At 68.7% G+C, this 15,632-nt stretch carries 13 protein-coding genes; 6 read left to right on the top strand and 7 right to left on the bottom strand.

The features are described from left to right. From AC3WG5_RS18700 to AC3WG5_RS18690, 3 genes are all read left to right on the top strand, one after another. On the top strand, nt 1-1,341 hold a 1,341-nt coding region (locus tag AC3WG5_RS18700), incomplete at its 5' end, for an efflux transporter outer membrane subunit (RefSeq protein WP_492570211.1). A gap of 10 nt (nt 1,342-1,351) precedes the next feature. Then, a complete protein-coding gene (locus tag AC3WG5_RS18695; protein ID WP_492570209.1) occupies nt 1,352-2,503 on the top strand; it encodes an HlyD family secretion protein in 1,152 nt (383 codons plus the stop codon). A gap of 15 nt (nt 2,504-2,518) precedes the next feature. Then, complete coding sequence (locus AC3WG5_RS18690; protein WP_492570207.1) at nt 2,519-4,051, top strand: DHA2 family efflux MFS transporter permease subunit; 1,533 nt, start codon at nt 2,519-2,521, stop codon at nt 4,049-4,051. An 85-nt stretch (nt 4,052-4,136) separates the two neighbouring features. Here AC3WG5_RS18690 and AC3WG5_RS18685 read toward each other — a convergent pair whose 3' ends face one another. The 7 genes from AC3WG5_RS18685 to polA all read right to left on the bottom strand — a co-directional run bounded on the left by AC3WG5_RS18685 (nt 4,137) and on the right by polA (nt 13,507). Further along, a complete protein-coding gene (locus AC3WG5_RS18685; protein ID WP_008952214.1) occupies nt 4,137-4,562 on the bottom strand; it encodes a type IV pilin protein in 426 nt (141 codons plus the stop codon). Beyond that, entirely contained in the window at nt 4,562-7,555 is a 2,994-nt protein-coding gene (locus AC3WG5_RS18680; RefSeq protein WP_492570204.1) for a pilus assembly protein, read from the bottom strand. Before AC3WG5_RS18680 ends, AC3WG5_RS18685 begins: the two co-directional genes overlap by 1 nt. Next, entirely contained in the window at nt 7,555-8,205 is a 651-nt protein-coding gene (locus AC3WG5_RS18675) for a pilus assembly PilX family protein (RefSeq protein WP_492570202.1), read from the bottom strand. Before AC3WG5_RS18675 ends, AC3WG5_RS18680 begins: the two co-directional genes overlap by 1 nt. Beyond that, nucleotides 8,178-9,218, bottom strand: coding sequence for a PilW family protein (locus AC3WG5_RS18670; protein WP_492570200.1), 1,041 nt, complete (start codon nt 9,216-9,218; stop codon nt 8,178-8,180). Before AC3WG5_RS18670 ends, AC3WG5_RS18675 begins: the two co-directional genes overlap by 28 nt. Continuing rightward, nucleotides 9,196-9,837: a type IV pilus modification protein PilV gene (gene pilV / locus AC3WG5_RS18665; RefSeq protein WP_492570198.1), complete on the bottom strand. Its 642-nt coding sequence runs from the start codon at nt 9,835-9,837 to the stop codon at nt 9,196-9,198. Before pilV ends, AC3WG5_RS18670 begins: the two co-directional genes overlap by 23 nt. Nucleotides 9,838-9,955: 118 nt before the next feature. Continuing rightward, nucleotides 9,956-10,522: a GspH/FimT family pseudopilin gene (locus AC3WG5_RS18660; RefSeq protein ID WP_492570196.1), complete on the bottom strand. Its 567-nt coding sequence runs from the start codon at nt 10,520-10,522 to the stop codon at nt 9,956-9,958. Between the two features lie 207 nt (nt 10,523-10,729). Then, entirely contained in the window at nt 10,730-13,507 is a 2,778-nt protein-coding gene (gene polA, locus AC3WG5_RS18655) for a DNA polymerase I (protein WP_492570195.1), read from the bottom strand. Nucleotides 13,508-13,522: 15 nt separating this feature from the next. Between polA and AC3WG5_RS18650 the strand changes: the two genes are divergently transcribed. Genes AC3WG5_RS18650 through AC3WG5_RS18640 form a run of 3 tightly spaced genes read left to right on the top strand, consistent with a single transcriptional unit; the run spans nt 13,523 to nt 15,547 of the window. Then, nucleotides 13,523-14,251: an LOG family protein gene (locus AC3WG5_RS18650; RefSeq protein ID WP_008952207.1), complete on the top strand. Its 729-nt coding sequence runs from the start codon at nt 13,523-13,525 to the stop codon at nt 14,249-14,251. Nucleotides 14,252-14,256: 5 nt separating this feature from the next. Continuing rightward, complete coding sequence (locus AC3WG5_RS18645; protein WP_492570194.1) at nt 14,257-14,598, top strand: DUF2782 domain-containing protein; 342 nt, start codon at nt 14,257-14,259, stop codon at nt 14,596-14,598. A 10-nt stretch (nt 14,599-14,608) separates the two neighbouring features. After that, nucleotides 14,609-15,547: a homoserine kinase gene (locus AC3WG5_RS18640; RefSeq protein ID WP_492570192.1), complete on the top strand. Its 939-nt coding sequence runs from the start codon at nt 14,609-14,611 to the stop codon at nt 15,545-15,547. Nucleotides 15,548-15,632 lie beyond the last annotated feature (85 nt).

The raw sequence follows: 15,632 nt of genomic DNA, 5'->3' as shown, positions 1-15,632 counted from the left end.
GCCCCGAGCGCCGCCCCCGCCACCCCGCTCAACGCCGAGCGCCTGGCGCTGCCGGCCGCCAAGGCGGACACCGTGCACGACAACTGGTGGCAGGCGCTGGGCGACCCGGCACTCGACCAGCTCATCGCCAGCGCGCGCCGGCAAGCACCGTCGCTGAAACTGGCCGCCGCCCGCGTGCGCGAAGCCGCCGCGCTGAGCGGGCTGGCCGACAGCCGGCGCGGCCCGCAACTCGACGCCAACGCCAGCCTCGACCGCGAACGCTATTCCGCCAACGGCCTGTTGCCGCCGCCGATCGGCGGCAGCTACCAGACGCTGTACGCGATCTCGCTCGACGGCGGCTGGGAGCTCGACCTGTGGGGCAAGCACCGCGCCGAACTGGACGCCGCGCTGGGGCAGCAGCGCGCCCAGGCGCTCGACGCCCGCCAGGCCGAACTGCTGCTGACCCAGGCCGTGGCCAGCCAGTACACCGTGCTGCAGCGCGCCCTGGCGCAGCAGCAGCTCACTACCACCCGCCTCAAGCTGGCCGACAGTCGCCTGCAACTGCTGCGCGCCCGCGTCAGCGCCGGCCTGCTCAGCGCCGATGTCCTGCGCCCGCTGGAAGTGCTGCAAGCGCAGCTGAAACAGCAGCTGAGCGCCCAGCAAGGCGATGCAGCGCGCGCCCGCCATGCCCTGGCGGCGCTCACCGGCCAGGCGCCGAACGCGCTCGACGCCCTGAGCCCGGCCCCGCTCGGCACCACGCCGGACCTCGACGAGGCAGCGCTCACCGCCGCCCTGCTGGGCCAGCGCCCCGATGTGGTGGCGCAGCGCGAACGACTGGAGGCGGCGTCGCACAGCGTCAAGGCGGCGCGTGCCGCGTTCTACCCCAACGTGCAGCTGAGTGCCTTCATCGGCCTGTCGTCGCTCGACATCGGCCAGTTGCTGCAAAGCGAATCGCGCATGCTCGGCATCGCCCCGGCGGTCACCCTGCCGATCTTCCACAGCGGCGCGCTGCGCGCCAACCTGAGCCGCGAACAGGCGCGCTACGACGAGGCGGTGGAGAGCTACAACCAGACCGTGCTCGACGCCCTGCGCCAGGCCGCCGACGCGTTGTCCGGCCGCGACCAGGCGCGCCAGCAGCTGGCCGACGCGCGCCAGGCCGAAGACAGCGCCCGCCGCGCCAGCGACGCCGGCGTGGCACGGCTGCGCGCCGGCCTCAGCAACAAGCTGGACCTGCTCGGCACGCAGGATGCGGAGCTGGTGCAGCGCGCCGCCCGCCTCGACAGCCAGGCCGCCGGCCAGCTCGCCTTCGTCAACCTGAATACCGTGCTGGGCGGCGGCCTGCTGGCCCCGGCGCAGCCCTGAGGAACACCCCATGGAAAAACCCGCCAAAAACTCTTCGCGCCAGCGCGGCCTGATCCTGGCCAGCCTGGTGTTCGCCATCGCCGCCATCGGTTACGGCGCCTACTGGGCCACCGTGCTGCGCTACCAGGAAGGCACCGACGACGCCTACGTCAACGGCCACCTGATCCAGCTCACGCCGGAGATCGCCGGCACTGTGGTCAGCATCGCCGCCGACGACACCGACCGCGTCAACGCCGGCCAGACCGTGGTGACGCTGGAAGCCAACGACGCCCGCCTGGCGTTCGAACGGGCGCGCAACGAGTTCGTGCAGGCGGTGCGCGAAACACGCCAGCTGATCGGCAGCGAGCGCCAGCAAAGCGCCCAGGTCAGCCTGCGCCAGAGCGAGCTGGCGCGCGCCGAAGACGACCTGAAACGGCGCCAGCAGCTGGCGGGCAGCGAGGCGCTATCGGCCGAGGAGCTGGCGCACGCGCGCGACGCCGTGGCAACCGCGCGCGCCGCCTTGGCGGTGGCGCAGGAACAGGCCGCCAGCACCCAGGCCCTGCTCGGCCAGGAAACGCTGGCCAGCAAGCCGGCGGTGGCGCGCGCCGCCACCCGCCTCAAGGAAGCCTGGCTCGCGCTCCAGCGCACCGAGGTGCGCGCCCCGCTGGCCGGCTATGTGGCGCGCCGCAGCGTGCAGGTCGGCCAGCGCGTCAGCGCCGGCAGCCCGATGCTGGCGATCGTGCCGCTCGACAAGGTGTGGGTGGACGCCAACTTCAAGGAAAGCCAGCTGCACACCATCCGCCTCGGCCAGCCGGTGGAACTGCACGCCGACATGTACGGCGGCGACGTCACCTATCACGGCAAGGTGGCCGGGCTGGCCGCCGGCACCGGCAGCGCCTTCTCGCTGCTGCCGGCGCAGAACGCCACCGGCAACTGGATCAAGGTGGTGCAGCGCGTGCCGGTGCGCATCGAGCTCGACGCCGCCGAGCTGAAGACGCACCCGCTGCGCGTCGGGCTGTCGATGCAGGTCGAGGTGCAGACCCGCAAGCAGGACGGCCCCACTCTGGCCGAGGCGCCGCGTAGTGCGCCGGCCCAGGTCACGCGCGCCCTGACCCCGGACCTGGCGCAGGCCGACGCGCTGGTGGCGCAGCTGCTCGCCGCCAACGCCGGCGCCAGCCACTAAGCCGGAGCGCCCGCCATGACGCCTCCTCCGCTCACCGGCGCGCGCCTGGTATGGATCACGCTGGCGCTGTCGCTGGCCACCTTCATGCAGGTGCTCGACACCACCATCGCCAACGTGGCGCTGCCGACCATCGCCGGCAACCTCGGCGCCGCCACCAGCCAGGGCACCTGGGTGATCACCTCGTTCGGCGTCGCCAACGCCATCGCCGTGCCGCTCACCGGCTGGCTCGCCAAGCGCGTCGGCGAGGTGCGGCTGTTCGTCGCCTCGACCGTGCTGTTCGTGCTGGCCTCGTGGCTATGCGGGCTGGCGCCGAACCTGCCGCTGCTGATCGCCTTCCGCATCCTGCAAGGCGCGGTGGCCGGGCCGCTGATCCCGCTGTCGCAGAGCCTGCTGTTGGCCTGCTATCCGCCCGAGAAGAAGGGCATGGCGCTGGCGCTGTGGGCGATGACGGTGATCGTGGCGCCGATCTTCGGCCCGCTGTTGGGCGGCTGGATCAGCGACAACTGGCACTGGGCCTGGATCTTCTTCATCAACATCCCGGTCGGTCTGTTCGCCGCCGCCGTGGCGCGGCGCGAGCTGCAAGGACGCGAGAGCGAGATCAAGGCGTTGCCGATCGACCGCGTCGGCCTGACGCTGCTGGTGCTGGGCGTCGGCGCGCTGCAGCTGATGCTGGACAAGGGCAAGGAGCTCGACTGGTTCCACTCCAGCGAGGTGGTGATGATGGCCATCGTCGCGGTGGTGGCGCTGACCTACCTGGTGATCTGGGAACTGGGCGAGGAGCACCCGATCATCGACCTGTCGCTGTTCCGCATCCGCAACTTCACCGTCGGCGTGATCTGCATCAGCCTGGGCTACATGATGTACTTCGGCGGCGTGGTGCTGCTGCCCTTGATGCTGCAAACCCAGCTGGGCTACACCGCGACCTGGGCCGGCATCGCCTCGGCGCCGGTCGGCATCCTGCCGGTGCTGCTCTCCCCGATCATCGGCAAGAACGCGCACCGCCTCGACATGCGCTGGCTGGTGACGGTGAGCCTCAGCGTGTTCGCGCTGTGCTTCTTCTGGCGCACCCATTTCTCGCCGCAGATGGACCTGGCCTACGTGATCTGGCCGCAGTTCGTGCAGGGCATCGGGCTGGCCTGCTTCTTCATGCCGCTGACCACCATCACGCTGTCGCGCGTGGCCCCCAACCGCGTGGCGAGCGCCTCCAGCCTGTCGAACTTCCTGCGCATCCTGGCCGGCAGCATCGGCGCCTCGGTCAGCACCACGCTGTGGGATACGCGCGAGGCGGTCCACCACACCCAGCTCACCGCCGCCATCGACAGCGGCGGCAGCGTCGCGCAGCAGTGGTTCGGGCTGCTGGGCCAGGCCGGGCTGTCGGCCGGCCAGCAGGCGGCGCTGACGGCACGCGAGATCACCATACAGGGCTATGTGCTGGCGTCCAACGAGGTGTTCTGGGGCGCGGGTTGCCTGTTCGTGCTGCTGCTCGGGCTGATCTGGTTCGCCAAACCGCCGTTCGGGCACTCCGGTGGCGACGGCGGCGCGCACTGAGCCGTCTGCTCAACGTCAACACCCGGCGTGACCCACGCCGGGTTTTTTGTCGTCCAAAGGTTGGCCGAAGCCGCCCAACGGCGCGCTACAAGGTGCAGCTTTCCTTGCCGTCCTTCCCGGTCTGGCACAGCTTGATGTTGCCGTCCTGGTCCAGCGTCAGGGTGCCGCCGACCCAGTCCTTGCCCGCCTTGGGCGAGGCCTCCAGCTGGTACTCGCCGTCGTCGGTGTTCTTGGCGGTGCTGGCGAAGGCGATGTCGTAGAACTCGGTGGCGGTCACCGGCAGGGTGGGCCAGGCGGTGGACGACTGCTTGAAGGTGCCCTTCTCGCTGTACCAGCGCTCGAGGAAGTGGGCATTGTCGAGCAGTGCGGCGCGCGCCTCGCTCTGGCGCGCGCGGATCACGTGCTCGCGGTACGAGGGCAGCGCCAGCGACGCCAGGATGCCGACCACCGCCAGCGCGATCAGCAGTTCGATCAGGGTGAAGCCCCGGCTTCGGCCAACCTTGTACCGCATCAGAATATCTCCCTCCAGGCGATGCGCCTGCCTTGTTTGCTGGCGTCGCCGGGAATGCCCACCCCCGCCGGCGTCCCGTCGTTGCTGCCGCCGAACGCCAGCCGCAGCCCCTTGCCGGCCTTGGCGATGCTGGCGTTGTCGCGGTTGGTGATCTGGCCATTCTGGTCGGCATAACTCTGCCATTGATAGTTGCTGGCGACACTGACGTAGAGCCGCAGCGCCGACGGCATGCCGACTTCGGAACGCACGCCGCTGGGGATCTGCGCCGCCTTGCCCGTTTCGAACACGGCCCAGTCGGCGATCGTGCCCTTGTCGTCGCCGTTCAGGTCGAACGCGGTCTTGGCCGGCGCCGCCCCGGAGAGCGGGTCCAACGACATCAGCCAGCCGTCGCCGCCGACCGAACACTGCAGGTTCGCCACGAAGGGAATCTGCGTGGTGAAGTAGAGCCGCTCGCCGACCAGCAGCGGGGCGTGCAGCAGGCGCTCGCCGCTGGTGGCCGCCAGGTCCAGGTACCAGCCGCCGGCCGCCTTCTCGCCGATGGCGACCGGATGGCTGGTGGTGCGGCGCACGGTGTAGTCGTGCAGGCTGCCATCGGGCATCTTCACCGTGCTGCCGACTTCGCCATCGAGGCTCTGGCGCACGATCAACCCGCGCCCGCCGGCGCCCTCGCGGTCGCTGTACTGGTAATACTTGCCGCTTTGCGGCGTGTCCCACAGCCCGTACACGCTCTGGCCGGTGGTGGAGCGGCGGTCGCTGTCGTACAGCAGCTGGCCGCTGCCGAACAGCACCATGTAGCCGTCGCCGCCCGGGCGCCGGTACAACGCCGGCGTGGCGGTGACCGGCTGGCTGGCGTCGCCCTGCCAGAACGGGCTGGCCGGCGCCGCCCAGTCGCCGCGCAGGTCGAAGCGCCAGACATTGCCCTTGAGGTCGCCGGCGTAGACCGCATCGGCCACCTTGTCGCCGTCGAAGTCCAGCACCGCCGGCCCGGACAGGCCGTTGCCGCCGGCGCGGCCGACCTTGATCTCGCCCAGCAGGGTGCCGCTGTCCAGTTCGAACACCAGCAGCGCGGCCTGGCCGCTGGCGCTGTCGTAGCCATTGCCGGTGATCGCCGCCCACACGCTGGCGCCGCTCGCCGGATGGCGCACCTTGGCGATCACCGGTTGGCCGAAGACGTAGCCGAGCGCGCTCGCGCCGCTCGCCGCGCCGGCTTCCCAGCGCACCACCTCGGCCGGCGCGGCCGCCTTGCCGCTGGCCGACATCAGCGAGCTGACATCGAGCGAAAACAGCGCCTTGCCACCCTGCGCCAACGCGCCCACCAGGTAGGTGCGGCCGTTGTCCAGGGTCTGTGCCACGCTCGCGCCGTTGACGTAGTAGCGGTGCGGCTTGGCCGCGGAACCGTAGTCGGGGTCGGTGAGATCGACGAGCCGGGTCAGCACCTCGAACGGCACGTAGCCCAGCACCTCCTGGTAGGCGCTCTCGCCCGTCGCCTTGCGGAACACGTGCAGCATGCCGTCGTTGCCGCCCACCGCCACCAGCTGGGCGTACTTGGCCGCGAACGTGGTCAGCGGCGAGTCGATGACGTCGCCGAGCCAGGGCGTGGTGCGCTTATCGAAGCGCTGCCCCGGCATGGCGTGGCCCAGCACGAAGTGGATCACGTCGTTGGGCTGGCTGCCGAAGGTGAGCTTGTCGTTGTCGGCCATGCCGGGCTTGAACGGCTGCGCCACGACGTTGCTGTCGAAGGCCTTGTTGCTACCGTTCTTGTTGCACACCCAGTTGTTGCTGCGGTTGTCGTAGTAGCGGGTATAGACGGTGCGCTTGTCCCAGTCCGGCAGCAGCGCCTCACTCGGCCGGCTGAAGTCCGGCCTGCCCTTGGCGTCGACCGGGTAGCTCAGCAGGCGCGAGGTCCAGCTGCGGGTGTCGTAGGTGGTATGCAGCAGCGCGCTGGTCTGGCGCTCGCCGCTGACCGGCGGCGTCGAAGTCGAGTTCTGGCGGTAGATGTCGTCCATCGCCGAGGTGAAGCTGGCCTTGAGCTGCTCCCGGTTGCTGGCGGTGAAGTAGCGCCCCCCGCCCTGCATGGCCGTTTTCTGCAGCAGGGTGTTATCGACGGTGAAGCCGATGGTGTAGGTCTTGATCGACTGCCGTGCGAACGGCTCGGCGTCCCAGCCCTGGCCCTCGCCGTCGCTGCCGGAGGTGAACAGGTCGCCGGCAGCGGCGCGCCCGGCGAAGGACGGCAGGGGATTGTCCTTGCCGGGGGAGAGACTGCTGTAAAGCGGGTCACCCGCCAGCGGAAATTCGTTGTCCTCGGTCGGCTCGCCGTCGGTCATCATCAGGACGAAGTTGGCCTGGCAGCGGTACTGCACCGGGCTGGCGTAGCGGCCGGAACCGCGGCTGCCCGACGCCGGATTGACCGGCTTGTAATAGGCCGAGCTCATGCCGCGGTAATAGCGCGTCATCTCGTTGTAGGCCTCGGCCAGCGGCGTGTTGGTGTCGGCGCCGAGGCTGTCGATGGCGCTCTTGACCCGGTCGAGATGGTCCTGGCCGCCACCGACCTCCGCCACCAGCCGCCCCGCCCGGTTGTAGCGCAAGTCCACACGGTCGTTGACGTCGTCCTTGCTGCTGGACGGATCGAACGAGAACAAGCCCCAGCGCATGTCGGGATAGGCATCGATCATGCTCTTGGTGACGTCCTTGGCGATCGACAGCCGCGTCTCGCCCTGCAGCGGGTCGAGCACGTCGCTGTACCAGCAGCCGCGCCAGTTGCAATACCTCTCGCGCTTCTGACCGGTATTGCCGTACACGTCCCAGGCCATGCTGCCCGAGTTGTCGAAGAACAGCAGGATATTGGGCGTGACCTTGACCGACAGCTGCAACGGTGCGCTCGGATAGGGATTGCTGTCGGCAGGCAGGCTGCAACTGCTGCTGGCTGCACTGCCGGCCGCCGCCAACGGCAAGAGCGTGGCTAGAAGGGGTAGGCTGAGAGGGAGGAAACGCATCACGGCACCACGTAATAGCTTTGCAGCGTCACCACGCTGTTGGCGTTCTTGCCCCAGGCGCGCACGGTGAGACGGTAGAGCCGTCCGCCGCCGTCGCTGTCCTGGTAGTTCCGGTCGACCAGCTCGATCAGGTAGCGCGGGTTGGCCCACACCCCGTCCAGCGCCACCACGTCGGGGCAGCGGTTCTGCACCGCGCCGCTCTTGAAGGCGTATTCCAGCGCGTTGCCGCAGGGGTGCAGCGCGGGCACGCTCTGCTTGCCGACGCTGACGGTGCGCTCCCAGGGCTGGAGCGCACCGCCGCCCACCTGCGCGCTGGTGGCGCACAGCCCGCTCTGCCAGCCGGCCGGGTTGGCGTCGTTGCGGCAGCTGGCGCTGAACACGCCGCCGGCGCCGAACAAGGCGTCGTCGCTCTTGCCCGCCACGTCGAGCGCCTGATCCATCTCCGCCACCCGCGCCTCGGCCGCCTTCAACGCCAGCTCGGCGAGCTGGAAGGTGGCCTGGCGGTCGCTCTGGTTGCTGCCGATGCGCTGCTCGTCGACGATCAGGCGCGACGACGCCAGCACCACCAGGGTCATCATGAGCAGCACCATCAGCGCCACGATCAGGGCACTGCCGCGCTGCCTCAGCCCTGCAGCGGACGTTGTGCGCATTGCACCCCTCCCCGCAAGGCCACCGTCAGCGGGTAGGCCACGCTCACCTTCTGCCCCGCCGGCAGCGCCGAAGCCTGCTGCAGCGTCAGCGTCAGGCGCACCGTGCCGACCTGCCGCCAGTCGGCCACCTCGCCGGCGGCGGCGTAATGCAGCCGCGGCGTCGAGTCGGCGTCGCAATCGTCCAGCACGCCGTAGTCCACCTCGAGCGAGGCCACCCCGTCCGCCACCAGCGTGGCGGCGCCCAGGCTGCCGTCGGCCAGCATCTCGCGGCGCAGCAGCTGCTTTTCCCCGTTCACCTCGGCGACGAAATAGGCGCGCGACACCAGCGCCATCACTTCCAGCGAACCCAGCTGATGACCGGTGGCGCGGCTGGCCGTCCTGAGCGGCAGCGCATGGGCCTCGTCCAGCGTCAGCGTCTGCGCCGTCTCGCTCTTGCCCAGGGTCATGCCGCTGCCGCTGGCCAACACGTCGATCTGTGAGCAGCTGGCCAGCGCCAGCCGGGTCCAGTTGGCCCAGTCGCCCTGCTCGGGCGGCTGGAAGGTGAGGCCGGTGACGGCGTCGCCCGCGGCGTTGACGGTGCGGGTACTGAGCGGGAACGCGCCCTGGCCGTACTGGACGATCAGCAGGTCGCTGTCCGCGGTCAGGCCGCCGAGCCAGGCGCTGGCGGCGGTGCTGGCCTTGGCGAGGCCGCGCAGGCCGTTGCTGTCCTGGTCGACCTGCTGCCAGGCGCTCGCCCCGCCGCGGTTCACCACCTGCCAGTCGTCGCCGCGCTCGCCCAGCGCGGCGCAGCCGAAGTTGCCGGCCATGCGCAGGTCGCGCGCCAGCAGCTGCAACGCCGAGCGGGCGTCCTGCTGGCGTGCGATGCGCTGCTCGGCGGAGCGCAGGCTCTGGCGCGTCGAGACGAAACTGCCGAACACCACGGCGACGATGATCGAGCCGATGGCGACGGCGATCATCAGCTCGATCAGGGTGATGCCGCGCTGGCGCACGTCAAGGCTCGAACACGAGGACATAGCGGTTTTCAGCGAGGGGGGAGGACGCCGTGGCGGCACGCTGGCCGCTGTCGACCAGCGCCTGGCGGCTCTTGCCGTCGAGACGGGACGACCACACCACGCGGATCGACAGGGGACCGCTGCCGCTGCAGCCCGGATCGTCTTGGCTCGGGGCGGCGCTGCCGCGGCAGACCGCCGCCTGGACGGCGTTGCCGGCGGCCAGTCCGCTGGCCAGCCCGGACTTGAAGGTCCACAGGTCGAGCGCGGCGAGGTTCTGCTGGCTGCAGCCGGCGGCATCGCGGCAGCTGTTGGCGGGAGCGCTGGCGTCGTGGCTGGCGTAACCGCTCTCGACGTAGTGCGCCCAGGACAGCACGGTGGCGCCGTTGGCATCGAGCTGGCGCAGCGGGTTGGCACGCATCGCCTCGGCCAGGCTTTCCGCCTGCAGCGCCACCAGGCTGCGGATCTCGGTATCGCGGGTCTGGCTCAGGGTGCGCGCCTGCAGCCCGGCCAAGGCCAGCAGGCCGACCAGCAGCACGAACATGGCGATCAGCACTTCCAGCAGCGAGAAGCCGCGCTGGCGGGACGCAGAACCTGCCCACGATCTGTCGCGAGCACCCCTCAGCGGGGTGAAGAGCAGCACAGAAACCGGAATGTACTGGAGTACATGAGGATCATGGCTGGGCAAATCGGAGATTTGCACGCGCAGCGCCGCGCATGAGCCCCGATCAGGGGCGCGCAGCAAGATCGTGGACAGGTTCTCAGGCGCAGCCGGCACAATCGCCCCCCTTGCACAACCGTGGCCGGCCGTTGGCCAGCACCGTGACGCTGGCGCATTGCCCCGAGGCGGCGTCGCGCACCACCCAGAACGGGCTGACCCCGGTGGGCAGGCGCCCTTCCGGGGTCAGCATGAACTGGTCGAGCGCCGAGCTGACCGTCGGCGCGCCGCTGAACATGACGTGGCGGCGGCGCTCGCCGCTGTTGTAGCGCCCGGGGTTGCCGCCGGGCTGGTCGGCGTACAGCAGCACGCCTTCCGACCACGAGGTGTCGCCCTTCTTGGCCTTGCCCTGGCAGCCCTGCACGTCGAGGTTGCTCTTGGTGTTGAGCGCGCACAGGTAGACGTTGGCGTTGCTGCGGATGGCCTCGCTGCGGGCGAACTGCACGCTGGAGAGCAGCGCCTGGGTGCGGCTTTCCATGCGAGAGTCCGCCAGCAAGGCGTTGAAGCCGGGCACGGCCAGCGCCAGCAGGATGGCGGCGATCGAGATCACCACCATCATCTCGATCAGGGTGAAGCCCCGCTCCCCTCGACGAAACGCGACATACATCATGGCGAATACGGCTTAATTATAGTTTTGTCATATAAGTTCATCAGAGTATCATGATGGATGGGCTTTTCCAAGCCGCGCGCGTTGCCGGGACCGAAGGGCAGGAGGCGATCAACGCGGGCGCGCTAGCTGACCGCCCCGGCCGGGTCGAGCGGGCAAGAAAAAACCGCCCGTAGGCGGTTGTTGTCGGTCGGCAGACGGCGGACGCGCTCAGTGCGCCGCCTCCCAGCTCTCCCCGGCCCCCACTTCGGCCAGCAGCGGCACCTTGAGCTCGGCCACGCCGGCCATGATCTGCGGCAGCCGCTCCTTGACCCGCGCCAGTTCGGCTTCCGGCACTTCCAGCACCAGTTCGTCGTGCACCTGCATGATCAGCTTGCTGGCCAGTCCTTCCTCCACCAGCCAGCGCTGCACCGCGATCATCGCCAGCTTGATCAGGTCGGCGGCGGTGCCCTGCATCGGCGCGTTGATCGCGGCGCGCTCGGCGCCGCTGCGCCGGCCCGGATTGCTGGCGCGGATCTCCGGCAGGTAGAGCCGACGCCCGAACACGGTCTCGACGTAGCCCTGCTCGCGCGCCGCCTCGCGCGTGCGCTGCATGTAGTCGGCCACGCCGGGGAAGCGCATGAAGTAGCGGTCGATGTACTGCTGCGCCGCGTTGCGCTCGATATCGAGCTGGGCGGCCAGGCCGAAGGCGCTCATGCCGTAGATCAGGCCGAAGTTGATCGCCTTGGCGGCGCGGCGCTGCTCCGACGTCACCTGCTCGCGCGTCACGCCGAACACCTCGGCGGCGGTGGTCTTGTGGATATCCTCGCCGCTGGCGAAGGCCGCCAGCATGTTGGCGTCGTCCGACAGGTGCGCCATGATCCTGAGCTCGATCTGCGAATAGTCGGCGCTGACGATGCGGTGGCCCGGCGGCGCGATGAAGGCTTCGCGCACGCGCCGGCCCTCGGCGGTGCGCACCGGAATGTTCTGCAGGTTGGGGTCGGAGCTCGCCAGGCGCCCGGTGATCGCCACCGCCTGCGCGTAGTTGGTGTGCACGCGGCCGGTATCCGGGCGGATCAGCGACGGCAGCTTGTCGGTGTAGGTGGACTTGAGCTTGGCCAGCCCCCGGTATTGCAGGATCAGCTTGGGCAGCGGGTGGTCGAGCGCCAGCTGCTCCAGCACCGACTCGTCGGTGGAGAAGCCGCCGGACGGCGTCTTCTTGACGCCCTTGGTGTCGATGCCGAGCTTGCCGAACAGGATTTCCTGCAGCTGCTTGGGCGAGTTGAGGTTGAATGGCTGGCCGGCCTGCTGGTAGGCCTCCTGCTCCAGTTGCAGCATCTGGCTGCCGAGCTGGTGGCTTTGTTCGGCCAACCTTTGGCGGTCGATCAGCACGCCGTTGCGCTCCATGGCGAACAGCACCTCGGCTACCGGCAGCTCGATGTCGCGGTACACGCTGGCCAGGCGGCCTTCCAGCTTGCCGGCCAGCGCCTGGTTGAGACGCAGCGTGATGTCGGCGTCTTCGGCGGCGTAGTTGGACGCCACCGCGATGTCGACCTCGGCGAAACCGATCTGCTTGGCGCCCTTGCCGCAGATGTCCTCGTAGCTCACCGTGCTCTCGTTCAGATGGCGCCGCGCCAGGTCGTCCATATTGTGAGTAAGGTGGCTCTCGATCACGTACGACGCCAGTAGCGTGTCGTCGGCCACGCCAGCCAGCGCGATGCCGTGGTTGGCCAGCACGTGGCGGTCGTACTTGAGGTTCTGGCCGAGTTTCTTCCTGGCCGGGTTTTCCAGCCACGGCTTGAGCCGGGCCAGCGTGGCGTCGAAGTCGAGCTGGTCGGGCACGCCGGCGTAATGGTGCGCCAGCGGCAGGTAGGCCGCCTCGCCTTCCTTGATCGAGAAGCTCATGCCCACCAGGCGCGCTTCCATCTGGTCAAGGCTGGTGGTTTCGGTATCGAGCGACACCACCGGCGCCGTCTCCAGCTTGGCCAGCCAGGCGTCGAGCTGCGCCGCGGTGAGAATGGTCTCGTAACGGCGCTCGACGGCGGCGGCGGGCGCCTCGTCGCCCTCGGCGGCGCCGAACAGCTCGCCGTTGACGCCGGGGTTGGCCGAAGCCGGGGCCGGAGCGGCGGCATCGGCCGTGGCGCTGCCGTTGGCGTCGCTCACCTCGCGCAGCCAGCTGCGGAAGCCGAAACGGGTGAACAGTTCGATCAGCTTCGGCTTGTCGCGCTCGCGGTGCAGCAGCGTGGCCATGCCTTGCGGCATCTCGGCGTCGAGCGGCACGTCGCACTTGATGGTGATCAGCTCGCGCCCCTTGGGCAGCCAGTCGAGCGCGGCGCGCAGGTTGTCGCCGACCTTGCCGGAGATGCTCGCCGCGTTGGCCATCACCGCCTCGAGCGAGCCGTACTGTTCCAGCCATTTGACCGCGGTCTTGGGACCGCACTTGTCGACGCCCGGCACGTTGTCGACCTTGTCGCCGATCAGCGTCAGGTAGTCGATGATGAGGTTCGGCGGCACGCCGAACTTCTCCTTCACCCCGCCCTCGTCCAGCGTCTCGTTGGTCATGGTGTTGACCAGCGTCACCACCGGCGACACCAGCTGGGCGATGTCCTTGTCGCCGGTGGAGACGATCACCTGCATACCGGCCGCCTCCGCCTGGCGCGCCAGCGTGCCGATCACGTCGTCGGCCTCGACGCCGTCCACCACCAGGATCGGCCAGCCGGACGCTTGCACCACGTCGTGCACCGCCGTAATCTGGCTGGCCAGCTCCTCCGGCATTGACGGCCGGTTGGCTTTGTAGTCGGGATAGAGCTCGTCGCGGAAGGTCTTGCCTTTTGCGTCAAAAACGCAGGCGCTATAATCGAACCGGACCTCCTTCTCCAGGCGACGCAGCATGTTGACCATGCCGTAGATCGCTCCCGTCGGTTGACCTTCCGGAGAACGTAAATCGGGCATGGCGTGAAAAGCGCGATACAGATAAGAAGAGCCGTCGATCAATAATAACGTTTTCATAGAAGGCGAATAATTATGAGCTTGTCCGATAAATTGCCGCAGACGAGCGACCGTCACGCCGCGATGCAGCGTTTCCGTTCGCGCGAAGCGTGGCACGTGATGAAGATTCTGGCCGAATTCGTCGAATCGGCGGAAGAATTGCAGGGGATCCAGCCCGCCGTCAGCATCTTCGGCAGCGCCCGCACCCCGCGAGACCACACCTATTATAAGCTGGCCGAGGAAATCGCCCGTCGTTTGTCGGATTCGGGCTTTTCGGTCATTTCCGGCGGCGGCCCGGGCATCATGGAAGCCGCCAGCAAGGGCGCCTTCTACGGCCGCAGCCCGTCGGTGGCGCTCAACATCGTGCTGCCGCACGAGCAGAAGCCGAACGAATACCAGGACCTGTCGATCAAGTTCAACCACTTCTTCCCGCGCAAGGTGATGTTCGTCAAGCATGCCATCGCCTACGTGGTGATGCCGGGCGGCTTCGGCACGCTGGACGAGATGTTCGAGGCGCTGACGCTGATCCAGACCGGCAAGAGCCGCAAGATTCCGATCATCCTGTGCGGCACCGAGTTCTGGAAAGGCCTGCTCGACTGGGTGAAGGAGCGACTGGTCGGCGACCAGCTGATCAACCCCAACGACCTCGACCTCCTGAAGCTGATCGACGATCCGCAACAGATCGTCGAGGCCATCTTCAAGCACTACGAGACGCGTGGCTTCGAGGCATTGCCGGAAGAACGCGAACAATTGCTCAATCTGTAATCTTCATGAACTCAAGGAACGCCGCCATGCGCCGCCTGCTCCCCCTCCTCCTGCTCGTGGCCGTCCCGGCCCTGGCAGACACGCCCCCCGCCAAGGCGGTGGTCCCGCCTCCGCCCACCGTGGCGACGGACGCCAACGCCGCCGTGGAACCCGAAGTCCGTATCATCCAGAAGGGCAGCGACAAGATCGAGGAATACCGCATCAACGGTCAGCTCTACATGATCAAGGTCACCCCCGCCCATGGCGTGCCGTACTACCTGATGGACGAGGAAGGTAACGGCAGCATGAGACAGATCGACTCGAACCAGCGCCTGGTGATCCCGCGCTGGGTCCTGTTCCGATTCTGACGGGGGCGGCATGTCGGTTTACACCACCGTCGACAACGACACCCTGGCACAATGGCTCGAGCGCTACGCGCTGGGCGAGCTGGTCGAGCTCAAGGGCATCGCCGCCGGCATCACCAACACCAACTACTTCGTCACCACCACGCACGGCCGCTACGTGCTGACCATCTTCGAGGTGCTGAAGCTCGACGAGCTGCCCTACTACCTCGAACTGATGAGCCACCTGGCACGCCACGGCGTGGCCTGCCCGGCGCCGATCGCCGACCACACCGACAACTTCGCCTCGCTGCTGGCCGGCAAGCCGGCCTGCCTGGTGACCTGCCTGCCCGGCAGCGACGTGGAGGCACCGAACGCGGCGCAGTGCCGCGCCGTGGGCGAGATGCTGGCGCAGCTGCACCTGGCCGGCGCCACCTTCCCGCGCAAGATGCACAACCCGCGCGGCCCGCGCTGGTGGAGCCAGACCGCGGCCACGGTCTACCCCTTCATGGACGAGGCCGACGCCGCCAGCCTGCGCGCCGAGGTGCACTTCCAGGACAGCCACCGCTTCGACCACCTGCCCACCGGGGTGGTCCACGCCGACCTGTTCAAGGACAACGTGCTGATGAACGGCGACGCCATCGCCGGCTTCATCGACTTCTACTACGCCTGCAACGACGTGCTGCTGTACGACGTGGCAATCGCCGTCAACGACTGGGCACGCCGTCCCGACGGCGAGATCGACGACGAGCTGGCGCGCACGCTCTTGGCCGGCTACCAGTCGATCCGCCCGTTCGAGGCCGAGGAAAAGCGCGGCTGGCCGGTGATGCTGCGCGCCGCCGCGCTGCGTTTCTGGACCTCGCGCCTGCTGGACCTGTACCAGCCCCAGGAAGGCGAACTGACCTACACCAAGGACCCCAAGGTGTTCCAGCGCCTGGTCGAAGCGCACCGCACGCGCAGCGACTTCTGGCTGTAAGCGCCTCGCACCCGGTCTCGGCGATCCCGAGCCCGGGCGCCGCCGCCAGCCCCCTGGCGGCTTCCGCCTCGTTTCGCCCCAACCC

Source organism: Pseudogulbenkiania sp. FW507-F1 (assembly GCF_058781125.1).
Note: the sequence above shows the minus strand (reverse complement) of the source record. Positions and strands in the feature narration are given on the sequence as shown.